The following is a 24,650-nucleotide window of genomic DNA, read 5'->3' as shown; positions in this document are numbered from 1 at the left end:
CAACCAGGCTATGTGTGACGGATGTTGAGGCGCGGCAGATTCACCCGGACGATTCTCGTGAGAAGTTACATTGAGAGACTTCTCAATGCCATACTCCAACCGTGACGCTACGCAGCGCAGCGGTCCGAATACGGCTGGTGCAGGCGCTGCCGTGGCATGGGAGGGAGCGATTCCATGAGCGGGTACCCGACTGCTGGACGCCGACCCCGCTGTGTTCTGCCCTTCGCGGCGGAGCCTGCGGAACTGTGTCTTCTGCGGCGCATGGTCAGAGATCAGCTCGCGGTGTGGGGCCTCCCGGCCCTCGCCGACGATGCGCAGCTGGCCATCACGGAACTCACTACTAATGTGATCAAGCACGTGGGTGCTGGCACGTCCGCGACGCTGGTCCTGGAGCCGGCGCTGACCGAGGGGCGTCTGCGCGTTGAGATCCACGACAAGAGCCACACCGCTCCTGCGGTGGCACGGCCGTCCCGTGATGAAGAGTCCGGCCGGGGCCTTCACATGCTCGCCGCCCTGGCGGTCGACTGGGGCACGGTCCTGACGGCCACGGGCAAGGCGGTCTGGTGCGAGCTCGCGCTCCAGTCTGACCGGCAGTGCCGCCGGATCCAGCGCGGAGCGGCCGTCCTGGCGGCCTACCGCGGCCTCTCCGACAGCCCGTACCCGCCTGCTGCGTGGCGCCCGCAGGTGATGGAGGAGTCGGTAACCGACCTCATCGCTGACGTCCTCCATTGGCTGGCGGCCCAAGGGTGCGACCCGGACGACATCCTGGACCGCGCCCAGACTCACTACGAGGCCGACGCGGACGCCGCGTGAGAGGTCAGTACGGGCGTGGGGCCCCTGACGGCTGTGGGTGCGGAAAGTCCGCGACCTGCTTCATCTCCGCCTTCAGCTCATCGGGGGTACGCCAGGACGCGCCGCGGTGGCTGCGATGACACATGCGGTGGCAATTGGCGCACAGCAGCGCGAGATCGTTCAGCTTGGTCTCGCGAGGGCCCGAGATGTGGAGCGGCAGTACGTGGTGCACTTCGATGTAGCCGTCCCCGAGCGACCCGAATACGGAACCAAAGTCGAAGGTGCAGACAGTGCATCGAAGCGGCAGTCCAAGCTTGCGAACCTGGGCGATCTTGCGGCTGCGCAAGGCCGGGTTCCGCTCGCGGGAGATAGCCCACCGTGCGAGAAGACGGCCCTCGGCGGCGGTCGTCCCGTCCTCGTCAGCTTCCTCGGGTTGCTCGGGAATCAGGATGAGCTGTCCGGACCCGATGCCTGTTTCGATGGCCTGCGCAGCTTGAAGCATCGAGGCCTCGCGGCTGACGAACGCCTCAATGATCCGTTTGTCGAGGCTCCCACCCTTGGTGGGTTTGCCGGCATAGCCGGGATGGTTGGAAGCAAGATCCGTGGTCTTGCGGGAGACACTCCCAACCGACCGGTACTCGGGAAGTCGTGCAGCCAGGCCTGTGCGCTCGGGCAGGGGCAGAGACCGGAGCAGTTCAGAGAGCTCGGTCACAGCGGGATCCCCGACTCGCAGTTCACGCCAGCCGTTTTTGACCACCAGCGCGCAGGCCAGCAGCAGTTCGTCCCATGTCCAGGCAGGGCTTCGCATGACGGATATCGTACGGGCGTTCGCTGCGGCGTGCGGAGCGTACTGGTCAAGCCGGATCGTGTCGCACACTTGTGGAGGTCGCGTTGTCAGTGGGGTCTGTCACCCTCTGTGAGGACGGAGTGCAAGATGCGTCCGTCACGCAAGTCTGGAAGGAGGGTGCATGATCAGCACTGAGAAGAAGTTCACCTCGTTTGAGATCTGCGCCGGGGCAGGTGGGCAGGCCCTCGGGCTTGAGCGTGCAGGTTTCGACCATGCACTCCTCATCGAGATGGACGAGAACGCGTGTAGGACCCTCAGGGCCAACCGGCCATCGTGGGATGTGCATGAGGGAGACCTCCGCGCCTACGTCAAGAGCGAGGCTGCCCTTGACCTCAAGGGCAAGGTCGACTTGCTGGCTGGTGGGGTGCCGTGCCCGCCCTTCTCTCTGGCAGGGAAGCAACTCGGCAGGGATGACGAACGCGATCTATTTCCCACGATGATCGAGCTGGCCGGTCAACTGGAGCCGGCGGCGGTGATGATCGAGAACGTCCGCGGATTGATGCAGTCCAAGTTCGAGGGCTATCGCAAAGAGATCATGGTGGACCTGGAGAAACTGGGCTACCGGTGCTCCTGGCAGGAGCTGCAGGCTAGCGACTTCGGGGTCTCGCAGCTCCGTCCGCGAAGCGTGCTTGTAGCACTGAAGCCTAAGTACTGGAAACACTTTGATGAGGAGGGCTGGCACCTGCCCGCGCCTAATCAGAGGAAGCCGCTCTCTGTTGGGGACCTTCTCAAGGACTCAATGAAGGAACGCGGGCTGAAGGGCAAGGCCTTCAAGGATTGGTACAAGCTGGCCTCCACGGGTATCGCCCCCACGCTCGTCGGCGGATCGAAGAAGCACGGCGGAGCTGACCTGGGCCCCACAAGGGCTAAGAAAGCATGGGCGGCCCTTGGCGTTTCCGGGCTTGGTGTAGCCGACGCGCCTGACCCAGAGACCGGGACAACGAAGAACCCAGATCGTGATCTCGGGAAGGAAGGGGAGACCCTTCCTATGATCACTGTTACGCAGGCCGCGCTGGTCCAAGGCTTCGGGCCCGAAGGCAACGAGCCGGCCTGGGAGTTCACGGGGCGCAAGACTGCGGCATATCGGCAGGTGGGGAATGCGTTTCCGCCTCCCGTGGCGAAGGCTGTGGGACTTCAGATCAGATCGGCCCTGGAGGCGTACAGCAAGCAGGAAGCCAGGGGAATCTCAGCCTCGGTTCCTGGCCCCGCGGAGCCTGTTGACGGTGTCGACGATTTGGTCAGCGCTAGCCTCCGGTGACTCGTGTTCCCAGAAGCGGAGCACCGTCCATCCTGCCTGCCGTAGCTGAGCGTCGGTATCGCGGTCACGGGCGATGTTTCCGGCTACCTTTTCAGACCAGTAGCCGGGATTGGTTCTGGGGGCGATGTAGTGGACAGGGCATCCGTGCCAATAGCACCCATCGATGAAAACAGCCACCTTCGCCGGACGGAAGACAAGGTCCGCCGTCCGGCGAAGATCGGACAGGGGCCGTGCGGCGACACGGTAACGAAGTCCGTGTGCGTGAACGAGGCGCCGTACGACCTGTTCGGGCTTGGTGTCCCGGCTGCGAATCGCCTGCATATTGCGTCGGCGGGCAGCTGACGATGCCCAGGAGCCGACGGGTGGCTCCCAACTCTCCTGGCGCGTCATGAGAGTGTCCTTCCTGACGGCTACAGGATACTTCCGCTGTTCCGGAGGTCTTCCGCAAGGGTGTCGAGCCCATTCAGTGCCATTGTTCCCGCGGCGTGTTCACCCTGGACACGCAGGGAGTTCAGATCTGGCCATGCCAATGGGCTGCCGCTCTTGGGCAGGTCGTTCACCACAGACCAAGCACCGACCCAGCCGGGGCACAAGTGGTAAATCCGGTCCTCGATGCTCTCCCGTGCGACGCTGGCCGCACGAGGAAATTCTGCAGTTGCCATCGCATAAGGGACATCTGGACGGTACCTGGTCAGTGGAACCATCTGGGCTGCTTCGGTCCCACGGTCGGATCTCCAAGACCACTTTGAAGAGATGGCGGCAACGAGTCGCGAACCTGAGTCAGTGACTAGGATGTCACTCTTGCGGTCGCCGACGTCCCGGCGCATGTGAAGTCCGCGAATGTGAGTGAGGGGAACCTCATGCCGGACCTGCCATCCACTGGGCAGGCTGCACTGGAGATAGTGCATGAGGAGGTCGCGAAAAAGTGCCCCTCGGCTGCCAGCGCTCAAGCTTTCCGGGCGATCCAGGTCGATTCCGTTCCTGTTGACCGCATCAGTCCATAGGGCGAGTAGGGCTATTTCCCCTGAGGTCCGGCGGCGGTACGGTGCACTCCCCGGCTTCGCGGAATCTCCGATAGCGTCATGAACCCGGCATGTTAGCACCGGGGGATCCCAATGAATAGTCCCCGGGGTTGAAATGGCTCCGGCGATTTCTGTACCGTTCGCATCAAATGCCGAGTATCCGGCATCTATTAGCCATTGAGGATTCCATCCCAGAGTTTCGCATGAGTCGCCTAGTTCCTGTCCTGCCTTCACTGTGAAATCGGACGCTATGGCGAGTTGTGAATGATTTGGCCAGCATAGCCCTAGGATGATTGCACTGATCGACTCGGGGCTATTGAGATGTTTCTCGATCAGATTCCGATGTGCGGTGCTAAGGGGCATAGCGTTTCCTTGTGCTCCCTTACTGGATGCTGGCCCCGGTGTGGGCAGGAAGGCTGGGCGCCGGGTGCGGTGGATCGGTATCCGCTGCAACTTTCCACGTCTGACCGTCGAGGGTTACAGTATTTCCACTGGCCTGAAGGGGTGCCGGGGTCACTCTGATGCTGACGAACTCGCCTTCCCGAGGAACGGCCACGCCGAGGCGTTCTGCGATACTTCTATGGCTTTTATAGTCGCCCATGATGAGGATTCCCTTATTCTGTAGCGCGCTCCTTGAACCGCCGTTGCCGCGGACCCGCTTCAGATAGTCCTTCTGCTGGGCAACGGTGCGCACAATGTTGCGGCTGATCCGCCGGTTCTGCACTCGGGAGAACAATTCATTCAGGCGGGCTTGGCCGGAAGCGTGGGCAAAAATATGCCTACGATCTTCCGGGTCTATATGCAGGAGGACGTTCTCAGGGAGAAGAGCGTCCCTCCAGAGCCATCTGATCTCATCTCGATGGGCGGCGCTAATTGTCATCTTGAGATCCCGGTTGTTTCCCCGGTTGAGCCACTCTTCCCTGATGCGGAGCAGTCCAGCGCTCCACCTGGTTTTGTGATCATCTGCCCAGACGAGCAAACACAGGTGGCCAAGCGCCTCAGGCGGGATCATCCAGGAGCCGAACCGTTGTGAATACTTGCAGTCGACGTCGATTCCGGCAATCTGGTAGTCCATAGCGCTTCCATCTTTGAATCGGAACTCGCGCTGGAGATTGATCTCGATGACAGTTCCTGCATGGGTCTTCTCTGTCTTAAATAGACTCTCCCAGTCGTACCGGCCTGTGGCCTCGCCGTTGAGTAGCTGATCGATAGTGTCCCGCAAGACTCGGGCGAAACGACCGCCATCCGGGTCGAGACTAAGGAGTTCGCGGCAAACGATCTCCAGTTCGCTATCGTCGCTCCCGGGAGGGTCTGCTGAGATGTTTGCAGCTGCCGATATGTCGAATAGAGGCGTACCTCCGATGCTCGCATTCACTGCACCTCAACCCCTCCGTGGCACTCGGCGTACGGCTTGCCCGAGGTGCACCAGCAGGGGGACGTGGGGGTCGGGGGCCAGGGGGTGGCTTTGCCGCGGGCTGCGAGGGTGGTGGCGTATTCGGGCAGGAGGGCCGGGGAGGACGGGGAGGTTTTTTCGGACGCCGCGAAGGCCTCGTACGACGGGACGCTCGCCGTGACGATGCCGAGGTTTGTGGTGCCCGAGGCCGCGAGGGCGCGGAGGGAGGCCTCGACGCGGGCGAGGTGGGTCGCGTGGGAGGGGTACTCCGCGGCGAGGGTGGGGTACGACGTGAGGAGCTCGGCCAGTTCGCGCTGGGGCCAGTGCAGGATGGCCACCGGGAACGGGCGGGAGAGAGCGGCGCGGCGGTCGCCCAGTTCGGCGCGCAGGCGGGCGATCTCGGCGCGGAGTTCGGCCGGGTCGTCGGAGCCCAGGGCCCAGATGCGCTTCGGGTCGTGGAGCTCGTCGAGAGGGATCGGGCCGATGTGGCGGGTGTCGGCGACCATGTCCCAGTCGTCGTGCGGGAGCCCGAGGAGGCGGCGGACGCGGTGGCGGCCCGTGAGGAGCGCGGTGGTGGCCGGGGTGAGGGGGGTGTGCTCCGAGGTCAGGAGGGTGGCCGCCTCGGTGAAGCACTCGTGCGAGGCCTCCAGCTCGTCATGGGATTCCAGGGCTTCCGCGATGACCTCCCAGGGCGCCGGGTCCGTCGGGGCGGCGGCGCGGATGCCGGAGATGAGGGCGCGGGCCTCGGCCTCGTGGCCGTACTCCCACAGGTTCGCGGCCTGGAGGGCCTTGATCAGGTGGGGGTTGGCGGGGGACGCGGAGAGGAGTTGGTCGTACAGGGTGCTCGCCCGGTCGCGTGCGTCGGCCAGTTCCAGGTGGGCCGCGGCTTGGAGGAGCAAGGGCTCCTGGTCCTCGGGGTAGCGGGTCGCCGTGCGGATGAGGCGCTCGGCTTCGGCGATGTGCTCAGCAGGCGTATCGGGGCGCATGGATCACACCGTACTGCGGCTGGTCAGTTGAGGGGGGAGGTCTTAAGGTGCCGCCCGTGCGGGATGACGTGGCGGTGGTGGTGCAGGGGCGCGGCCGGCGGGGGCGGGGGGCCGGGCTCGCACGGTTGTTGTGGGTGGGCGCGGAGGTGATCACCACCGTGGGGGTGGTGGTGGCGTTGCTGGTGGTGCACCAGGTGTGGTGGACCAATCGGCAGGCCGTGGCTGCCGCGCAGGAGCAGGTACAAGAGTTGGAGAGGGACTGGGCCGCCGGCGGTGGTTCGCGTGTCGTGGGTGACGAGCCCGTGGTCGTTCCCGAGCCGTCTGCCGGGTCGGAGGTGCCCGCGCCGGTGCCCGCACCGGCTTCCGACGGGCCGCCGGTGTCCGCTCCTGCCGTGAAGCCCAAGCCGAAGCCGGCGCCGCCGGTGCGGGAGGAGGCGTACGCGGTGCTGCGCATCCCGCGGATCGGCGTCGCCGTGCCCGTCGCGCAGGGGATCGACAAGCGGACCGTGCTGGACAAGGGGTATGCCGGGCAGTACCCGGGGACCGCGCGGCCCGGGGCGCAGGGGAACTTCGCGCTGGCCGGGCATCGGAATACGCACGGGGAGCCGTTTCGGTACATCAACCGGCTGCGGGCGGGGGACGAGATCTTCGTCGATGTACGGGGGCGCAGGTATACGTACGTGGTGGGGAAGACGCTGGGCGAGACGACCGAGCGGGACACCGGGGTGATCGCGCCGGTGCCGCGCAGCGTGGTCAGGCCCGAGTACGGGTACAGCGAGGCAGGCGCGTACATCACACTCACCACCTGCACGCCCGAGTACTCCTCGAAGTACCGCTTGGTGGTGTGGGGGACGCTCAGGTCCGAACGCGTTGTCAGTGGGTCCGGTTAATATCGATCGTGAGTACCTGATCTCGTAAGGGAGTTCGGGTCCTTGGGGTGGGAGGGGGTGGGGCGTATGGCATTTCCGTTGTTCTCGCGGGCGTCGCAGCTGCTCGTCGCCCTGCTGCTGCTCGGCGGGTTCCTCGGTCTGATGCTGGGGGAGAACGGGCTGGCCGCCGCCGTGGTCGTCCTGGCTGCCACCGTGGCCATAGGTACGGCTGCGTTGGGCGCACGTCTCGTACGGCCCGTGCCGCCTCACCGAATACGCACCGCCATCCGTGATCGCGAGCGGCGTACCGCCTTCCTGTCGCAGCGTGATCCCGATGCCTCGGGCCGGTCGCGGCCCAGGGCGCCCGGCCGTCTGGTCCTGACGGCCGCGTAGGGGCGCGCAGTACCTCTCGCCTTCTGCTGACTGATCACTGGTGTCGCCCCGCGCGGGTCGTCACGCCGAAATGCACCTTTTCGACGTTTGACGAGACCCCTCGGAGGGCCCGCGTGTCCGTTTTCACTCATCTTGTCGCCGAGCTGGGCCGGCTCCTGGAGCCGGTACTGGCCGAGTCCGCGACCGCTGCCGCGATCGTGCTGTTCACCGTGCTCGTACGGCTCGCCCTGCATCCTCTGAGTCGTGCGGCTTTTCGGGGGGCGACCCCGGTGGCGGGGTGTCTGCCCGTGCTGTTGCAGCTGCCGGTGTTCTTCGTGATGTACCAGGCGTTCTCCTCGTCGAAGGTGGGCGGCGCGGCCAACGAACTGCTGGGGGAGCGGCTGTTCGCCGCGCCCCTCGGTGCCCGCTGGACCGAGGCGCTGGCGGAGGGTGGCCTGTTCGGGGCGCAGGGGCTGGTGTTCCTCGGGCTGTTCGCGGCCATCGGGGTCGTGGCGGCCTGGAGCGCGATGCGGGGACGGCGGGCTGCCGCGCTCGCATCTGTCCTGCCGTCGGCTGCTTCGGGGTCGGCTGCTTCGCGGTCGGCTGCTTCGCCGGCGGCGCCGGTCGGGCTGACCTCCGAGCAGCAGGCGGCTCTGCGCAAGCTGGGCGGCGTACTGCCCCTGCTGTCGTTCGGGACGCTGATCACGGCCGGCGTGGTGCCGCTGGCCGCCGGGCTGTATCTGCTCACCACCACCGCGTGGTCGGTGGCGGAGCGGGTGTGGCTCCAGTACCGCAAGGAGCGGGCGGAGTCGGCGGCGACCGGTGGAGGGGGGCGTTCCAGTCTGTGAACAGGGTCTTGCGGATTGGGTCGACTTCTTGGAGGATCGGCCAATCCTCCGATGGCCGCAACCCATCGGCCGGCCCATCGGCATGCCCTGGGCCGACCACCCACGACCACGGGAGAATGCCCATGAAGCTGCTGCGTGTCGGACCGGTCGGGTCGGAGCGCCCGGCGCTGCTCGACCAGGACGGGACCCTGCGGGACCTGTCCGGCCTGATCACGGATGTGGACGGCGCTCTGCTCGCCGACGACTCCGTGCTGTCCCGGGTACGGGACGCGGCGGCGGCCGGGGAACTCCCGGTCCTGGAAGCGGAAGGGCTGCGCACCGGCGCCCCCGTCGGCCGGATAGGCAAGATCGTGGGCATCGGGCTGAACTACTTCGGCCACGCGGCCGAGATCGGCGCGGAGCCGCCGGCCGAGCCCATCCTCTTCCTCAAGGCGGCGGACACCGTGGTCGGCCCGGACGACACCGTGCTGATCCCGCGCGGCAGCGTGAAGACCGACTGGGAGGCCGAGCTCGGCGTCGTCATCGGCGCCACCGCCCGCTACCTGTCCTCCGCCGAGGAGGGCCTCGCGCACGTCGGCGGGTACCTGCTGGTCAACGACGTATCGGAGCGCGAGTTCCAGATCGAGCGCGGCGGCACCTGGGACAAGGGCAAGAACTGCGAGACCTTCACCCCGCTCGGCCCCTGGCTGCTGACCGCCGACGAGGTCCCCGACCCGCAGGCCCTGAACGTGAAGCTGTGGGTCAACGGCGAGCTCAAGCAGGACGGCAACACCGCCGACCAGATCTTCCCGGTCGGCGAGGTCGTGCGGTACCTGAGCCAGTTCATGACCCTGTACCCGGGCGACGTCATCGTCACCGGCACCCCGGCGGGCGTGGCCATGGGCCAGCCCGAGCCGAAGCCGTACCTGCGGGCCGGTGACGTCGTGGAGCTGGAGATCGAGGGTCTGGGCCGGCAGCGCCAGGAGTTCAAGAGCGCCTGACCGATCCCGTCCCAATCCCCCCGCGGTTCCCGTAGGAGGCCGTCGCGCGTGCGCGGCGGCCTTCGGGCTGTGGTGGGGCTGTGGTCGGGCTGCCGTCAGGGTCCGGCGGGATCGATCTCCACCGTCACCCCGTCGCGGGACGACGTGCGCGCCGCCTCCAGCACGTCCAGGCAGCGCGCCGCCTCGTGCGCGGTGACCGGCGCCGGGCCGCCCGTGCGCAGTGCGGCCGCGACCGCCGCGTAGTACGCGGGGTAAGCGCCCGGCACCGTAGGCACCGGGACACCGCCGCCGGTCAGCGGGGACTCGCCGGAGCCCAGCCTGCCCCACAGGTGCTTCGGCTCCTCGCCCCACGGCTGCCCGTCGGCGCCCGGCCGCAAGCCCTCGCGCAGTGCGGCCTCCTGCGGGTCCAGGCCGTACTTGACGTACCCGGCCCGGGAGCCGAGGACCCGGAAGCGCGGCCCGAGTTGGGCCGCGGTCGCGCTGACGTAGAGGTGCGAGCGGATGCCGTTCGCGTGGGTGAGCGCGATGAAGGTGTCGTCGTCGGCCTCGGCGCCGGGGCGGCGTACGTCGGTCTCCGCGTAGACCCGTACGGCCGGGCCGAACAGCACCAGCGCCTGGTCCACGACGTGGCTGCCGAGGTCGTACAGCAGGCCGCCGATCTCCTCCGGGGCGCCGGACTCGCGCCAGCCGCCCTTGAGGTGCGGACGCCAGCGCTCGAAGCGGGACTCGAAGCGCTGGACCTCCCCGAGTTCGCCGTCCGCGAGGAGCCCGCGCAGGGTGAGGAAGTCGTTGTCCCAGCGGCGGTTCTGGAAGACGGAGAGGAAGGTGCCGGTCCGGTCGGCGAGGGCGGCCAGTTCGCGGGCCTCCGCCGCAGTGCCGGCGAGCGGCTTGTCCACGACGACGGGGATGCCGGCGCTGAGCGCGGCCGTGGCGAGGGGGACGTGGGTCTTGTTGGGGGAGGCGATGACGACGAGGTCCGGGGCGTCCTCCCCCTCCGTGCGGTCCCACAGCTCGGCGGCGGAGGCGGCGATGCGGACGTCCGGGTAGGCCGAGCGGGCCTGGTCCTGCCGACCGGGGTCGGAGGTGACGACCGTGTCGAGGACCAGCCCTTCGGTCGCGGACACGAGCGGGGCGTGGAACACGGAGCCGGCGAGTCCGAAGCCGACGAGGGCGACGCGCAGTGGGGCCGATGGGGAGGCGGAGGGGTTCATGGGAACTACTTTGGCAACAGTGTTGCCTAAGTGCAAGGAGCGTGGACAATGGGCAGGTGAACAGGGGCAATGGGGGCAGCCGGGACAGCCGTGGCGGGGCGAACCTCCCCGCTCTGCGCGGGTACAACGAGGCGTTGCTGCTGGACCTGCTGCGCGTCGCGGGCGCGCCGGGGCTGGGCCGCGCCGAACTCGCCGGCCGTACGGGGCTCACCCCGCAGGCCGTCAGCAAGATCACGGCCCGGCTCGTCGCCGACGGTCTGGTGGCGGAGGCCGGGCGTGGCGCGTCCACCGGCGGCAAGCCGCGCACGCTGCTGCGGCTGGTCCCACAGGCCCGGCACGCGGTGGGGGTGCACCTGGACCGCGACGAGCTGAAGGCCGTACGGGTCGACCTCGCCGGCCGTGTCGTCGCCGGATGGAGCGGCCCGCTCGACTTCGGGGCAGGGCCGGAGCTGGTGGTGGACGCGGTGGTGGGGGCTGTCGTACGGGTCTCCGCGGGCGCGGGCGGGCGCGCGGGCGCGGACGGGCGCGCGGGCGCGGGCGCGGACGGGGAGTCGGGGCCGGAGCCGGGGCCAGGGCCGTCGTTGCTCGGCGTGGGGGTCGCCGCGCCTGGGCCGCTCGACTGGCGGACCGGGGTGCTGGGCCGGGTGACCGGGTTCCCGGACTGGGCGGGATTCCCGTTGCGGGAGGTGCTGGCGGGGCGGCTGGGGCTGCCGGTGGTGCTGGACAAGGACACCAACGCCGGTGTCGCGGCGGGCGGTAAGGGAGACCGGGGAGCCGGCACCTCCGTGTACCTGCACGTCGGGACCGGGCTCGGCGCGGGACTCCGGCTGGACGGCGAGGTGTACCGCGGTGCGCGCTCGGCGGCGGGGGAATTCGGACACCAGGTGCTACGGCTGGACGGGCCGCCGTGCCGGTGCGGGGGGCGGGGCTGCCTGGAGGTGCTGTGCCTGGAGGCGGTGGCCCGTGGGGACCTGCCGCAAGCGGCGCGGATCCTCGGGGAGGGGGCGGCGAACCTGGTCGCGCTGCTCGACGTGGACCGGGTGCTGCTCGGGGGGCGGGTGGTGGCCGCCGCACCGGAGGTCTTCGTGGCCGGGGTCCACGCGGTGCTCGCGGCCCGGACCTTGACGGACGGCGCCCCGCCGACGGTGGCGGTGGCCTCCGGCAGCGTGGCGGAGGGCGCGGCGGAACTGGCGCTGGCCCCGTTCTTCGGCCGAGCCTAGGCCCTGGCCGGGCGGGGTGCGGGTGAGGTCGGCCCCGGCCCCGGCCCCGGTTCCGGCCCCGGTTCTCCGGTCGTCCTACGGCCCAGGCCGTGCGGGTGCGGGTGCGGGGGCCGGTCTTCGGGGGCGCCGGGCCTGGATGCGCGGCAGCCACGGGACGAGCCCTTGCAGGCTGTGTATCCGGCGCAGCGCCAGAGGCGGGCCGCCGACGAAGGGTCCGTCGGAACCTCGCCGCCGGGCGGGGCGTGGACCGGCCCGGACTTGCGCGGCATGCGCAGCGGCGCCCCTCAACCGCCGCGGAACTCGCCGTCCCTGGGGCCTCGTACGTCGCGGGTCCGGCGGCCGGGACCTCCGCCGGAGGGCGCCCCGGGCACGGCCCGCCGCAGGCGTCTCCCAGCACCGTGGGCCGGGGGCTGTTGCTCCCCCCTGCTGGGCGCGGGGGGCCGCCGGATCCCGCGTCCGTGGCCCTGTGTGCCGTGGGGTGAGGCGGCCGGGATGCCTGTCGGAGGTGCGCAGCAGGGGTGCCCCGACGTCGGCCGCGACCAGGGGCTCCCGCCCCGCCGGGCAAGGGGCGGCCCGGCCCTGGCGTCGAGGGGCAGGGGTCCGCGACCCCCTGCGGAGCGGCCGGGGGGAAGCGGCGAGTGCCTCGCCCGCACCCCCGGCCCTGACCCTGGGCGTTTGGCGGCCGTCCCGTCAGCGGCGATATCGTGGGCCATTCAGGCGTAAAGCGGGAGGGGTCGGGCATGGCGCCCGGCGAGGGGTCGCGCGCGCGTGGGAGGGTGCCGGGAGGGCCGGGGTGATTGTCACCTTGTCCGATACTCCGATACTCCGATACTCCGATACCCAGTCCGTCAGTCCGTCCGGCGAGCAGCGAAGGTCTTCCATGCGACTGCGCAAAGCCCTTGCCCTCACCGCCGTCCTGCTCGTCACCGCCGCGCCCACCGCCGCCGCGGACATCGGCACCGGTGGCGGCGCCCGCCCCGCGCCCGCGTTGCCGTCCCGCGTGCAGGCCACCTGCGGCGACGGCAAGAGCACCGCCTTCCCCATCGGGGCGCGGATCCGGGGCGGGCCGGCCGTCTACCGGGTCGGCGGCGGGGCACAGACCTGGCTGCTGGACCTGACCAACACCACCAGCGGCGCGTGCACGGCCGTCCATCCCGTCGTCGTGTTCACGGACACGGCCCGCGCCCTGCGCCCCGCCCACCTCCGGATGGAGTTCGACGCGCCCGGCGGTTCCCTCCCCGTGAGCCTGGAGCGCACCGACCGCGACGAGATCATCGCGGTGTTCGACGGAGGGGACGCCTTCTCCGGGTTCTCCGTCGGCGCGGGCGGCTCGCTCACCGTCAAGGTGCGGCTCGCCTTCTCCCCCGACGCCCCCCTCGGCGAGGTCGTCGTCGACGCCGCCCTCGTCCAGCGCAAGGGCGGCCAGGGGGACAACGGCGACAAGGGCGACGACGGCGACTGGGTCGGCGAAGCCGGCGGTTACCGGTTCACCGTCGAGGGGGCGCAGGAACCGGTCGAGGCCGGCTCGCTCGCGGACACCGGCCCCCGCCCGTGGGCCTACGGCGCCGGCGCCGGAGCGGTCGCCGCCGTCGCCGCCGGTGGTGGGCTGCTGCTGGCGGTCCGGCGCGCCCGCGTCCGGCAGCAGCCCCCGCCCGCGCGCTGATCTCCGTACACCTGGCGCACGTACAGTCCCAGCGTGGAAGAACAGATCCCGCCCCACCGCCCCGGCTCGCCCGTCCGCTCCGGTATCCCCGAGCACGGCCGCATCCCCAAGTACTACGCCGTCAAGGCCCGGATCGCCGACCTCCTCGACGAGCTCGGCGAAGGCGGCCCGCTGCCCACCGAGCGTGATCTCGCCGAGCGGTACGAGGTGTCCCGCGAGACCGTACGACAGGCCCTGCGCGAGCTGTTGCTGGAAGGCAGGCTCCGCCGCTCCGGGCGCGGCACCGTGGTCGCCGGACCCAAGCTGGAGCAGCCCCTGTCCCTCGCCAGCTACACCGAGGGCGTGCGCCGCCAGGGCCGCCGGCCCGGCCGGCATCTCATCGGACTGGAGCAGTTCCCCTGCCCGCCCGAACTCGCCCCGGGCATCGGCGCCGAGGCCGGTGAGCCCGTCTGGCACCTGGAGCGGGTCCTGCTCGCCGACGACGAGCGCGTCGGCCTGGAGAGCACGTACGTCCGGGTCGCCCGCGCGCCCCGCCTCGACGTCGATTTCCAGCCGGACTCCTCCTTCTACGCCTATCTCCGGGACCGCCTCGGCATCCCCTTCGGCGACGCCGACGAGAAGCTGGAGACGGTCCTCGCCACGCCCCGCGAGGCCCTCCTGATCGGTACCCCGCCCGCTCTTCCGATGCTGCTCATCCACCGCTTCTCGCGGGACGGGGAGGGCCTGCCCCTGGAGCGGGTGCGTTCGCTCTACCGTGGCGACCGGTTCAGCTTCACGACCCACCTGCGGCCCAAATAGTCCCGAAAAGGGTCCCGAGAAGTCCGGCGTGGAACCGGTGCCGACCCGGTACTGGCCGCCCTTGGCATCACAGAATGGTAACGGGTCTAGTCCAAGCGTCGAGGACTGTTCACCGCGACGTCCCCGGGCCGACCCTCCCGGGACACCGGTCCCCACCACCTTGAACGGCATGAGAGTCATAGTCGTCGGAGGCGGCGTGGTCGGCACCATGCACGCCTGGCAGGCAGTCGAACGCGGCCACGAGGTCGTCCAGATCGAGCGCGAGGCCGAGGCACGCGGCGCGTCACTGCGCAATTTCGGCCAGATCTGGGTCAGCGGACGGGCCGGTGGTGAGGAACTGGACACCGCCCTGCGCGCCCGCGAGCTCTGGGAGCGGATCGGCGCGCGGGTGCCCGGCCTGGGCTTTCGCGCCATCGGATCCCTCACCCCCGTACGGGGCGCCCGCGAACACGCGGTCGCCGAGGCGGCCTTGGCCCGCCCCGACGCCGCCGCCCGCGGCTACGAGCTGCTCACCCCCGCCGAGGCGCGCACGCTCAACCCGGCCCTGCGCGGCGACTTCGACGCCGCCCTGTGGTGCGAGCGGGACGCGGCCGTCGAGCCGCGCACCGCGCAGCTCCACCTGCGCGCCGCCCTCGCCGCCTCCGGCCGCTACACCTTCCTCCCCGGCCGCGAGGTCCGCGAGGTCGTCGGGGCCGGCGCCGTCCGCGACGACCACGGCGACGTGCACCGCGGCGACGCCGTCGTCCTCGCCACCGGCGCCTGGCTGTCCGGCCTGGTGCGCGAACTGGTCCCCGATCTGCCCGTGCGCCGCGTCCGGCTCCAGATGATGCAGACCGCCCCGCTCGGTGAGCCGCTGACCACCTCGGTCGCCGACGCCGACAGCTTCCGCTACTACCCCGCCTACACCTCCGCCGCCCTCGACGCGCTCAACGCCGAGCGGCAGCAGGCCCCCGTCGCCGCCGCGCACAGGATGCAGCTGCTGATGGTCCAGCGGCAGGACGGCGGACTGACCATCGGCGACACCCACGAGTACGAGCACCCGTTCGCGTTCGACACCCTCGAAGACCCCTACGAGCACCTCACCGAGGTGGTCGAGTCCTTCCTGGGCCGCCCGCTGCCGAAGATCAGGCACCGCTGGGCGGGCGTGTACGCGCAGTGCACCGACACCACCCGCGTCGTCCACCGCCAGCAGGTGGGCGACGGCGTCTGGCTGGTGACCGGGCCCGGCGGGCGCGGCATGACCTGCTCGCCCGCCATAGCCGAGACCACCGCGAACGAACTGGGCTGGTAAGTCAGATGACCGACACGCACAACGACAAAGACAACGGCAACGACCTCAAGCGGCTGATCGTCCTCGACATGGCCGGCACCACCGTCGCCGACGGCGGCCTCGTCGAGCGCGCCTTCGAGCGCGCCGCCGAACGCCTCGGCGCCCCGCCGGGCACCGCCGACCACACCGCCAAGCTCCGTTACGTCCGCGACACCATGGGCGAGTCGAAGATCTCCGTCTTCCGCCACCTCTTCGGTACGGAAGACCTCGCCCAGCGCGCCAACTCCGCCTTCGAGGAGGCGTACGGGGACCTCGTCGGCGGCGGCCTCGTCGCCCCGCTCCCCGGCGCCCGCGCGACGATCGAGGAGCTCCGTGCCGACGGCCACACCGTCGCCCTGACCACCGGCTTCGCCCGCGTCACCCAGGACGCCATCCTCGACGCCCTCGGCTGGCACGGCCTGGCCGACCTCGCCCTGTGCCCCGCCGACGCGGGCGGCCGCGGCCGACCGTACCCGGACATGGTGCTGACCGCGTTCCTGCGCACCGGCGCCGTGGCCGACGTACGCCGGATCGTCGTCGCCGGCGACACGGCGTACGACATGCTCAGCGGGCGGCGCGCCGGAGCGGGCCTCGTGGCCGGCGTCCTCACCGGCGCGCACGACCGCGCGACGCTGACGGAACACGGCGCGACCCACGTCCTCGGATCGATCGCCGAACTCCCCGCGCTCCTGGCGGAGTCGGCATGAGCGGCATCCGTTTCGACGGGGTCAGCGTCGCCTACGACGGGCACACCGTCCTGGACTCCCTCGACCTGACCGTCGAGCCGGGCGAGGTCATGGCGCTCCTCGGCCCCTCCGGTTCGGGCAAGACCACGGCGCTGCGCGCGGTCGCCGGTTTCGTCCGGCCGGTCAGGGGCCGGGTGCTGATCGGCGGGCGGGACGTCACCGCGCTGCCGCCGCACAAGCGGGGCATCGGGATGGTCGTCCAGCAGTACGCGCTGTTCCCGCACATGCGGGTCGAGGCCAATGTCGCATTCGGTCTGAAGGCCCGGAAAACGCCCAAGGCCGAGATCCCCGCCCGGGTCGCCGAGGCCCTGGAACTCACCGGGATGGCCGCCTACGCCGTCCGCTACCCGCGCGAACTCTCCGGCGGACAGCAGCAGCGCGTGGCCATCGCCCGCGCGCTCGCCATCCGCCCCGGCGTTCTCCTGCTGGACGAGCCCCTGTCCGCCCTCGACGCGCAACTGCGCTCCGGGATGCTGGCTGAACTCGCCCGGCTGCACCGCGAACTGCCCGACGTGTCCCTCCTCTACGTCACCCACGACCAGGTCGAGGCCCTCACCCTGGCCGACCGGATCGCCGTCATGGACCAGGCCCGGCTCCAGGACTGCGGCACCCCGCAGCAGCTGTACCGGGCGCCGCGCACCGAGTTCACCGCCTCCTTCGTCGGCAACGCCAACCTGCTCCCGGTGACGGTCGCCGACGGCGGCGCGGTGTTCGAGGGGCGGGCGCTGGAGCTGGACCGCGGCCGCGCGGCGCCGGGCGCCCGCGCCACCCTGTGCGTACGGCCGCACCTGCTCGGGCTCGGCGAGGGACCGAACCCGCTGCGCGGCAGGATCACCGAGGTGCAGTGGCGGGGCTCGACGCACCGGCTCTACGTCGATGTCGTCGGCCACCGCGTGAAGGCGGACCTGCCGGAGCTACGGGAGACCCCGGCGCTGGGGGACGAGGTGACCCTGCACTTCGAACCGCGGGACGCCGTGCTGCTGGCCGCAGGGGTGTCGGATGCCTGAGGCCCCCCACCGTCCGGCCCCGGCCCCGGCCCCGGCCCCGGCCGAACCGGCCGCGCCGACGGTCGCCGTCCCGGCCGAACCGGCCGAACCGGCCGCCGCCGGGGGCCGACCGCCCCGTACGGATCCGTCCCAGCCGGCCGGCGCCGCCCGCGCGGCCCCGTCCCGCCCTGCCGCCGGCTCGGCGTCCGCCACGGGCGAGGCCACCCCGTCCCGCCCCGCCGCGGCACCCGCGTCCGGCACGGCCGAGGCCGCATCGGGCTCGGCCGAGACCCCGCAGGGTCGAAGGGATGCCGGTCCCGGCGGGCCGGAAGGGACGTCGTACGCCCCGGGGCACCCGGCCGGTGTCGAGTCCGCCGATATCGACGCCCCTGGGCCGACCCCCGGCCTCGTGGCCCGACCGGTCGAAGCGACCGCCGCCGCCGAAGCGACCCCGCAGAGGCCCCGTACGTTGCCGCGGAGCCTATGGGCCTGGCCGCCCGTCGCCGTGCTGGCACTCGTCTTCCTCTACCCCCTCGCCCTGGTCGTCCAGCAGTCCCTGACCCCCGACAACGGCGGCGGCGCCTTCGACGCGTACGCCTCCGTCTTCGGCTCGGCCGCCTTCCGCGAAGCGCTCGTCACCACCGTCTGGCTGGCCGTCGGCGCCACCGCCGGCTGTCTCGTCCTCGGCTTCGCGCTCGCGCTGGTCATCGCCTTCGTCCCCTTCCCCGGCTCCCGCGCGGTCTCCCGGTTCATCGACGTCTTCCTCTCCTTCCCCTCCTTCCTCATCACCCTCGCCCTCCTCTTCCTCTACGGCACCGTCGGCATGGCCAACGGCCTCTGGACCGACCTGAGCGGCGCCGCCGACGGGCCCTTCCACTTCCTCGCCACCCCCTGGGGCGTTCTGCTCGCGGAGATCACGTACTTCACGCCCTTCGTGATGCGCCCGCTGCTCGCCGCCTTCTCGCAGGTGGACACCGCCCAGCTCGAAGCGGCGGCCGGCCTCGGCGCCCGCCCCGCCCGGATCATCCGCCGGGTGATCCTCCCCGAGGCGCTCCCGGCGCTCGCCGCGGGCGGCAGCCTCGTCCTCGTCATGTGCCTCAACGAGTTCGGGATCGTCCTGTTCACCGGAGCCAAGGACGTCACGACCCTCCCGATGCTCATCTACGGCAAGGCGATCCTCGAATCCGACTACGCCGCGGCCTGCGTGGTCGCCGTCGTCAACATCGTCATCTCCGTCGGCCTGTTCGGCCTCTACCGGGTGGTGGGCAAGCGTGCTGGTGCATAGCAGGAGCGGCCGCTGGGCCGCCTGGGGCCTGTTCGGCCTCCTCTTCCTGCCCCTCTTCGCCCTGCCCCTCCTCGTGGTGGTGGCCGCCTCCTTCTCCACCCACTGGTCCGGTGCCTTGCCCTCCGGACCGACCACCGAGAACTACGCCGCCGCCGTGCGCGGCGAATCCCTCCAGGCGCTGACGACCTCCCTGGTCACCGCCCTGACCGCCAGCCTGCTCGCACTCACCGTCGGCACCTGGGCCGCGCTGGCCGCCGCCGGGCTGAGGAAGACCGGGAAGCGGGCTCTGGACGCCCTGTTCATGCTGCCGGTCGCCGTGCCGTCCGTGGTCGTCGGCCTCGCCGTGCTCGTCGCCTTCAGCCGGCCGCCCGTGCTGCTCAACGGCACCGGCTCCATCGTCGTCCTGGCGCACACGATCCTGGTCACGGCGTTCGCCTACCAGTCGGTCTCGGCCGCGATCGTACGACTCGACCCCGCCTACGAGCAGGCCGCGGCCTCGCTCGGCGCCCGCCCCGCGTACGTCCTGTGGCGGGTCAGGCTGCCGCTCCTGCTGCCGTCCCTCTCGGCGGCGGCCGGGCTCTGCTTCGCCCTGTCCATGGGCGAGCTGAGCGCCACGATGATGCTCTACCCGCCGGACTGGATGCCCCTGCCCGTCCGCGTCTTCACCGCCACCGACCGCGGCTCGCTCTTCACCGGCTCCGCCGTCGCCGTGGTCCTGATGGCCACGACCCTGCTGGTGCTGCTGGCCGTCTCGCGCGTCCGCACCAGAGCCTCGTACCGCTGATCACCCCGACTCGCTTTCCCCGTAAGGAAGATCCATGCCCATGCCCAGACTGTGCCTGCCCAGACTGTGCCTGCCCGGAATCGCCGCCGTCACCGGCAGTCTCGCCCTCGCCGCCTCCCTCACCGCCTGCGGCGGATCCGCCACCTCCGCCGACTCCGAGGGCGGGGAGAAGGTCGTCACGGTCTACAGCGCCGACGGCCTCAAGGGCGAGAAGGGCGACGGCTGGTACGACAAGGTCTTCGCCGACTTCACCAAGAAGACCGGCATCGAGGTCAAGTACGTCGAAGGCGGCTCCGGCGAGATGGTGCAGCGTGCCGTCCGCGAGAAGACCAACACCCAGGCCGACGTACTGATCACCCTGCCGCCCTTCATCCAGCAGGCCGACGGCAAGGGCCTGCTCCAGGCGTACAAGCCGCAGGGCTCCGACAAGGTCAACGGGGCCGACAAGGCCGCCGACGGCAAGTGGACCTCCGTCGTCAACAACTACTTCGGCTTCGTCTACAACAAGAAGGAGCTCACCGAGGCCCCCAGGACCTGGGAGGAACTGCTCGACGCCAGGTACAAGGGCAAACTCCAGTACTCCACCCCGGGCGTCGCGGGCGACGGCACGGCCGTCCTGATCAAGTCGATGCACGACTTCGGCGGCAAGGAGCCGGCGATGGAGTACCTGAAGAAGCTCCAGGCCAACAACGTCGGCCCGTCCTCCTCCACCAGCAAGCTCGCGCCGAAGACCGACAAGGGCGAACTGCTCGTCGCCAACGGCGACGTCCAGATGAACTTCGCACAGTCCAAGTCCATGCCGAACCTGGGCATCTGGTTCCCCGCCAGGGAAGGCGGCAAGCCCACCACCTTCGCCCTCCCGTACGCGGCCGGCCTGATGGACAAGGCCCCACACACCGAGAACGGCAGGAAGCTCCTCGACCACCTGCTCGGCGAAGAGGCCCAGAAGCTGGTCAGCGAGGTCGGCGGCGGCTTCCCCGCCCGCGCGGACATCAAGCCGACCGACGCCAACGCCGTCGAACTCACCAGGATCATGGGCGGTGTCGAGGTCTTCGAGCCGAACTGGGACGACATCGACGAGAACCTCACCGCCTACGTCGACGCGTGGAAGTCGGCGACCGGAAGCTGACCGGTTACTTCCTGGCCACCCACGGCCGGGAGAGTGACGCTTACGTAACAGGTATGGACCCCGAGGACCGCACCTCCGGCCCGTGCCCGGCCCCGCCGATCACCCGCATCACCCGCACTTCCCCCCTGCCTGCCCACTTGCTCCTGGAGGAGTACGTGTCTCCTGTCCTGCGCGGACGCACCCTCGCCGTGGCCACCACCGCCACGGCCCTGCTCGCCACCGCCCTCGGCACCGCCACCGCCGAGGAGGCCCCCGGTGCAAGCACCGGCTCCACTGGAGCGGCTGCCGCCGCGCCCCTGGTTGCCGACAAGGTCCTCGTCATCGGCCTCGACGGTGTGGTCCTCGACCGGCTCAAGGCCGCCAACGCCCCCCACCTCAACGGCCTGATGGCCCAGGGCCTGACCGCCCACAGCACGCTCTACGCCAACCCGATGGGGGCCACCTCCTCCGGCCCCGGCTGGTCCACCATCGCCACCGGCGTCTGGCCCGACAAGCACGGGGTGCGGGACAACTCCTTCACCGGCAAGAACTACACCGCCTACCCGGACTTCCTCACCCGCGTCGAGAACGCCAAGCCGGCGCTCAACACCTACGCGGCCGCCGACTGGGAGCCCATCACCTCCACCGACCAGAACGGCCCGATCTTCTCGGCCAAGGTCGACAAGCGCCTCTCCCTCAAGGGCGACCGCGACGGCTACGGCAGCGAGGACCCGAAGATCGCCGCCGCGGCCTCCGCCGAACTCCAGGGCCAGAACCCGGACGCCGCCTTCGTGTACTTCGGCGAGGTCGACCACGCCGGACACACCTCCGGCGCCGCGAGCCAGGAATACCTGAACGCCATCGCCCGCGTGGACACCCTGGTCGGCAAGCTGCTCACCGCCGTACAGAACCGCCCCGCCTACGCCCAGGAGAACTGGAAGATCCTGGTCACCACCGACCACGGCCACACCGCCACCGGCGGCCACGGCGGTTCCAGCATCGCGGAGCGCGGCACCTTCGTCATCGCCAAGGGCGCCGGGATTCCGGCCGGTTCGGTACGCGACGACGTACGGCTGACCGACGTCGCCGCGACCGCGCTCGCGCACGTCGGCGTCCCCGCCGCCGGGCTGGACGGCGCAGCGCTGAACACCCCCGACAACGACCCCTTCGACGCGCTGCGCCCCAGCCTCCAGGCCCGCGTGGACGAGACGGGCATCCCGGCGGGCACCAAGGGCTTCACCCACACCCCGCCCGCGGGCTGGGCCGTGGACAACTCCAGGATGGGCACGGGCGGCGTCACCGAGTGGGCCGGTTGGGCCTTCGCCACCGACGAGTTCTGGAGTCAGGCGCAGCGCGACCAGTGGCGCGAGCTGAACGTCCGCTCCCGTGACGTGTTCGCGGTCGCCGACTCCGACGAGTGGGACGACAAGAGCCACACCGGATCCTTCGACTCCACCTTGATCACTCCCAAGTGGCCGGTGACCGGCGGCACCACGCGCACCCTCGCCTTCCAGACGCACTACCGCCACGAGGCCGGGCAGAGCGCCCAGGTCCTCGTCTCCTACAACGGCGGGGCCCCCGTCGTCGTCAAGAACTACACCGCCGACGCGGTCGCCAGGGCCGAATCCCTGACCCTCCAGGTTCCCGCCGGCGCCACCGACGTCCAGGTCCGATTCCGCTACAGCGGGAGCAACAACTGGTACTGGACGGTCGACAACGTGACGCTCGGCTGACCTCCCCGCGGTCCGGTTGTCCGGGCCGTGGACGCACCCCGCGTCCGCGGCCCCGCACGACTAGGGTGGTTCAGACCAGAGGCCCCCGTGGTCAGAGGCCCCGCAGAGCGGAGAACAATCCCGTGGCAGAGCGCAAGCCGATCGAATCCTGGCTCACCGACATGGACGGCGTCCTCATCCACGAGGGCACCCCGATCCCCGGAGCGGATGCCTTCATCAAGCGGCTGCGCGAGTCCGGCAAGCCCTTCCTGGTGCTGACCAACAACTCCATCTACACCCCGCGCGACCTCCAGGCCCGGCTCAGCCGGATGGGGCTCGCCGTGCCCGTCGAGAACATCTGGACCTCCGCGCTCGCCACGGCGAAGTTCCTCGACGACCAGCGTCCGGGCGGCACGGCCTACGTCATCGGCGAAGCGGGCCTGACCACGGCCCTGCACGACATCGGCTACATCCTGACCGACCACGAGCCCGACTACGTGGTCCTGGGCGAGACCCGTACGTACAGCTTCGAGGCCATGACCAAGGCCGTCCGCCTGATCAACAACGGCGCGCGCTTCATCTGCACCAACCCCGACGAGACCGGCCCCTCCGCCGAGGGCCCGCTGCCGGCCACGGGCGCCGTCGCCGCGCTGATCACCAAGGCGACCGGCAAGAAGCCGTACTTCGCCGGCAAGCCCAACCCGCTGATGATGCGTACGGGCCTGAACGCCATCGGCGCGCACTCCGAGAGCAGCGCGATGATCGGCGACCGGATGGACACCGACGTCCTGGCCGGTCTGGAGGCGGGGATGCAGACCTTCCTGGTGCTGACCGGGCTGACCTCGGTCGAGGACACCGAGAAGTTCCCGTACCGCCCGACCAAGACGGTCGACTCCATCGCCGATCTGGTGGATCTCGTCTGACGCGGCCCGACGCGGTCTGACGCGGTCTGACACGTACGGGCCAAGAGAGCGCCGCTCCGGATGCGGAGCGGCGTACCGCGCGTGAGTCTCCTTGTTGAGGAGGTTCACCATGCGCAGTCCACTGATCGCTGTCCGTGCCGCAGGGGTGGCCGTCGCCCTGACGGCATGCTCCGCGGTGACCGCCCCCGCCGCCGTCGGACACGAGTGGGACCGGGACCGGCCGGGTGTCACGGCGGACCCGAACCCCGCCGAGCCCGGAGCCCAGGTCAAGCTGCGCGTCCACGGCTGTGAGGGGCACCGGGGGGTGGCCCTCTCGCACGTGTTCGTGTCGGAGGCCCACCTGTTCCCCGGCCATGACGACCGCCGGACGCTCCGCGGCGATGCGATGATCAGCTCGCACGCCCGGCCCGGCTGGCACGAGATCAAGGTGAAGTGCGGCGGCCGCGACGGCAGCGTGCGCGGCTCGATCGAGATCCGCCACCGCGAGCACCACCGCCCCCACCCCCACCACTCGCCCGTCTGGCCGGTCCACGCGGGCGGCGGCGGCATGGCCGCGGAACTCGCCGACACCGGCAAGCCGACCCCGGCCCCGGCTGCGGCCACGGCCGCGAAGAAGACCGAAGGCGACGACGGCCCCGGCATGCCGCACACCGTGATCGGCGCCGTCCTCGCCGCCGCGGCGGTCCTGGCGGCCGCCGGCCGGGCCCTGACCCTGCGCCGTCGCCGCAGCGGCGAATGAGCGAGGCGAGGGCCCGCGGCGGCAACCGGCTGCTGACCTTCGCCGCCTGGTCGGTACTGGTGCTGGGCCTGTGGCTGTGGGGCAAGGAGATCACCGGGGTCCCGGACGGTGCGCTCGCCGGACAGCCCGGCGGCCCGGTGGGCGCGGGGCTGCCTCCCGCGCACGCCCCGCTGTCGGCGGCGGTGCCCGCGCGGGTCGACGTACCGTCCATAGGCGTCCAGGCCCCGGTGATTTCCCGGGGCCTGGACCGCGACGGGGCGATCGATCCGCCGCCGTACGCGCTCCCGGGCACCGTCGGCTGGTGGGGGGCGGGAGCCGCGCCGGGCGCGACCGGGACCGCACTGATGGTGGGCCATGTGGACACCCGGTCCAAGCCCGCCGTGTTCTTCGGCCTCGGTTCCACCCGGCCGGGGGACAAGATCCGGGTGGCGCGGGCGGACGGGTCGGTCGCCGAGTTCACGATCGAGGACGTACGGACCTACGAGCGCGCCGGTTTCGACCCCCACCAGGCGTACGGGCCCCGGGTCAAGGGCCGGGCCGAACTGAGGCTGGTGACCTGCGGCGGCACCTACGACAAGGCGACCAAGCGGTACTCGGCGAATGTGGTGGTCTCCGCGTACCTGACGGGAGCGGGATTCCGGCCGTCGGGCACGGCGGCGTGACGTGTGACACGTGAGGCATGACGAAGAAGCCCCTCACAGCTTTCGCTGTGAGGGGCTTCTTTCGTCTGTGCGCCGCCAGGGACTCGAACCCCGGACCCGCTGATTAAGAGTCAGCTGCTCTAACCAACTGAGCTAGC

At 70.6% G+C, this 24,650-nt stretch carries 24 protein-coding genes; 19 read left to right on the top strand and 5 right to left on the bottom strand.

Annotated elements, in window-relative coordinates:
• The first annotated feature begins 156 nt into the window (after positions 1-156).
• Positions 157-813, top strand: coding sequence for an ATP-binding protein (locus ACWDYJ_RS24060; RefSeq protein WP_451567662.1), 657 nt, complete (start codon positions 157-159; stop codon positions 811-813).
• A 4-nt stretch (positions 814-817) separates the two neighbouring features.
• Here ACWDYJ_RS24060 and ACWDYJ_RS24055 read toward each other — a convergent pair whose 3' ends face one another.
• Positions 818-1,600 (bottom strand): HNH endonuclease, encoded by a 783-nt coding sequence (locus tag ACWDYJ_RS24055; RefSeq protein WP_451567661.1) that lies wholly within the window; start codon positions 1,598-1,600, stop codon positions 818-820.
• A gap of 160 nt (positions 1,601-1,760) precedes the next feature.
• On the opposite strand from ACWDYJ_RS24055, the gene ACWDYJ_RS24050 reads away from it, so the two are divergent.
• On the top strand, positions 1,761-2,897 hold the full coding sequence (locus tag ACWDYJ_RS24050) for a DNA cytosine methyltransferase (RefSeq protein ID WP_451567660.1): 1,137 nt from the start codon (positions 1,761-1,763) through the stop codon (positions 2,895-2,897).
• Here the strand turns inward: ACWDYJ_RS24050 and ACWDYJ_RS24045 are convergent.
• From ACWDYJ_RS24045 to ACWDYJ_RS24035, 3 genes are all read right to left on the bottom strand, one after another.
• Positions 2,826-3,287 carry a very short patch repair endonuclease gene (locus tag ACWDYJ_RS24045; RefSeq protein ID WP_451567659.1) on the bottom strand — a complete coding sequence of 154 codons (462 nt, stop codon included), beginning with the start codon at positions 3,285-3,287 and terminating at the stop codon, positions 2,826-2,828. The two genes, ACWDYJ_RS24050 and ACWDYJ_RS24045, sit on opposite strands and share 72 nt — an antisense overlap.
• A 1,014-nt stretch (positions 3,288-4,301) precedes the next feature.
• Positions 4,302-5,294, bottom strand: a complete 993-nt coding sequence (locus ACWDYJ_RS24040; RefSeq protein WP_451567658.1) for a NaeI family type II restriction endonuclease — start codon at positions 5,292-5,294, stop codon at positions 4,302-4,304.
• Complete coding sequence (locus ACWDYJ_RS24035; protein ID WP_451567657.1) at positions 5,291-6,298, bottom strand: SEC-C metal-binding domain-containing protein; 1,008 nt, start codon at positions 6,296-6,298, stop codon at positions 5,291-5,293. The genes ACWDYJ_RS24040 and ACWDYJ_RS24035 overlap by 4 nt, the downstream gene beginning before the upstream one ends.
• Before the next feature lie 56 nt (positions 6,299-6,354).
• Between ACWDYJ_RS24035 and ACWDYJ_RS24030 the strand changes: the two genes are divergently transcribed.
• From ACWDYJ_RS24030 to ACWDYJ_RS24015, 4 genes are all read left to right on the top strand, one after another.
• Positions 6,355-7,188 carry a class E sortase gene (locus ACWDYJ_RS24030; RefSeq protein WP_451567656.1) on the top strand — a complete coding sequence of 278 codons (834 nt, stop codon included), beginning with the start codon at positions 6,355-6,357 and terminating at the stop codon, positions 7,186-7,188.
• Positions 7,189-7,254: 66 nt separating this feature from the next.
• Entirely contained in the window at positions 7,255-7,560 is a 306-nt protein-coding gene (locus ACWDYJ_RS24025) for a DUF6412 domain-containing protein (RefSeq protein ID WP_451567655.1), read from the top strand.
• A 113-nt stretch (positions 7,561-7,673) separates the two neighbouring features.
• The gene (locus ACWDYJ_RS24020; protein WP_451567654.1) at positions 7,674-8,387 is read left to right on the top strand and encodes a YidC/Oxa1 family membrane protein insertase; all 714 of its coding nucleotides are present in this window, start codon (positions 7,674-7,676) and stop codon (positions 8,385-8,387) included.
• A gap of 122 nt (positions 8,388-8,509) precedes the next feature.
• On the top strand, positions 8,510-9,367 hold the full coding sequence (locus ACWDYJ_RS24015) for a fumarylacetoacetate hydrolase family protein (RefSeq protein ID WP_451567653.1): 858 nt from the start codon (positions 8,510-8,512) through the stop codon (positions 9,365-9,367).
• A gap of 95 nt (positions 9,368-9,462) precedes the next feature.
• Here the strand turns inward: ACWDYJ_RS24015 and ACWDYJ_RS24010 are convergent, their stop codons facing one another.
• On the bottom strand, positions 9,463-10,578 hold the full coding sequence (locus tag ACWDYJ_RS24010; protein WP_451567652.1) for a Gfo/Idh/MocA family oxidoreductase: 1,116 nt from the start codon (positions 10,576-10,578) through the stop codon (positions 9,463-9,465).
• 56 nt (positions 10,579-10,634) lie between these two features.
• Between ACWDYJ_RS24010 and ACWDYJ_RS24005 the strand changes: the two genes are divergently transcribed.
• The 13 genes from ACWDYJ_RS24005 (at position 10,635) to ACWDYJ_RS23945 (ending at position 24,513) form a co-directional block, all read left to right on the top strand.
• Positions 10,635-11,798, top strand: a complete 1,164-nt coding sequence (locus ACWDYJ_RS24005) for an ROK family protein (protein ID WP_451567651.1) — start codon at positions 10,635-10,637, stop codon at positions 11,796-11,798.
• 880 nt (positions 11,799-12,678) lie between these two features.
• Positions 12,679-13,461, top strand: coding sequence for a hypothetical protein (locus tag ACWDYJ_RS24000; protein ID WP_451567650.1), 783 nt, complete (start codon positions 12,679-12,681; stop codon positions 13,459-13,461).
• Positions 13,462-13,494: 33 nt separating this feature from the next.
• On the top strand, positions 13,495-14,259 hold the full coding sequence (locus ACWDYJ_RS23995; RefSeq protein WP_451567649.1) for a GntR family transcriptional regulator: 765 nt from the start codon (positions 13,495-13,497) through the stop codon (positions 14,257-14,259).
• Between the two features lie 169 nt (positions 14,260-14,428).
• Positions 14,429-15,550, top strand: a complete 1,122-nt coding sequence (locus tag ACWDYJ_RS23990) for a TIGR03364 family FAD-dependent oxidoreductase (protein WP_451567648.1) — start codon at positions 14,429-14,431, stop codon at positions 15,548-15,550.
• A gap of 5 nt (positions 15,551-15,555) precedes the next feature.
• On the top strand, positions 15,556-16,275 hold the full coding sequence (locus ACWDYJ_RS23985; protein ID WP_451567647.1) for a phosphonatase-like hydrolase: 720 nt from the start codon (positions 15,556-15,558) through the stop codon (positions 16,273-16,275).
• Positions 16,272-17,321 (top strand): ABC transporter ATP-binding protein, encoded by a 1,050-nt coding sequence (locus ACWDYJ_RS23980; RefSeq protein ID WP_451567646.1) that lies wholly within the window; start codon positions 16,272-16,274, stop codon positions 17,319-17,321. The genes ACWDYJ_RS23985 and ACWDYJ_RS23980 overlap by 4 nt, the downstream gene beginning before the upstream one ends.
• A 388-nt stretch (positions 17,322-17,709) precedes the next feature.
• Entirely contained in the window at positions 17,710-18,585 is an 876-nt protein-coding gene (locus ACWDYJ_RS23975) for a 2-aminoethylphosphonate ABC transporter permease subunit (protein ID WP_451567645.1), read from the top strand.
• Entirely contained in the window at positions 18,572-19,369 is a 798-nt protein-coding gene (locus ACWDYJ_RS23970) for an ABC transporter permease (protein WP_451567644.1), read from the top strand. Before ACWDYJ_RS23975 ends, ACWDYJ_RS23970 begins: the two co-directional genes overlap by 14 nt.
• A gap of 40 nt (positions 19,370-19,409) precedes the next feature.
• Positions 19,410-20,498 (top strand): 2-aminoethylphosphonate ABC transporter substrate-binding protein, encoded by a 1,089-nt coding sequence (locus ACWDYJ_RS23965; RefSeq protein ID WP_451567689.1) that lies wholly within the window; start codon positions 19,410-19,412, stop codon positions 20,496-20,498.
• Positions 20,499-20,551: 53 nt separating this feature from the next.
• A complete protein-coding gene (locus ACWDYJ_RS23960; protein ID WP_451567643.1) occupies positions 20,552-22,210 on the top strand; it encodes an alkaline phosphatase family protein in 1,659 nt (552 codons plus the stop codon).
• 122 nt (positions 22,211-22,332) lie between these two features.
• On the top strand, positions 22,333-23,112 hold the full coding sequence (locus tag ACWDYJ_RS23955) for an HAD-IIA family hydrolase (protein ID WP_451567642.1): 780 nt from the start codon (positions 22,333-22,335) through the stop codon (positions 23,110-23,112).
• Between the two features lie 109 nt (positions 23,113-23,221).
• Positions 23,222-23,851 (top strand): hypothetical protein, encoded by a 630-nt coding sequence (locus ACWDYJ_RS23950; RefSeq protein ID WP_451567641.1) that lies wholly within the window; start codon positions 23,222-23,224, stop codon positions 23,849-23,851.
• Positions 23,848-24,513, top strand: a complete 666-nt coding sequence (locus tag ACWDYJ_RS23945; RefSeq protein WP_451567640.1) for a class F sortase — start codon at positions 23,848-23,850, stop codon at positions 24,511-24,513. The genes ACWDYJ_RS23950 and ACWDYJ_RS23945 overlap by 4 nt, the downstream gene beginning before the upstream one ends.
• The last annotated feature ends 137 nt before the right edge of the window (positions 24,514-24,650 follow it).

This window comes from Streptomyces sp. NPDC003042, from assembly GCF_053591315.1.
Note: the sequence above shows the minus strand (reverse complement) of the source record. Positions and strands in the feature narration are given on the sequence as shown.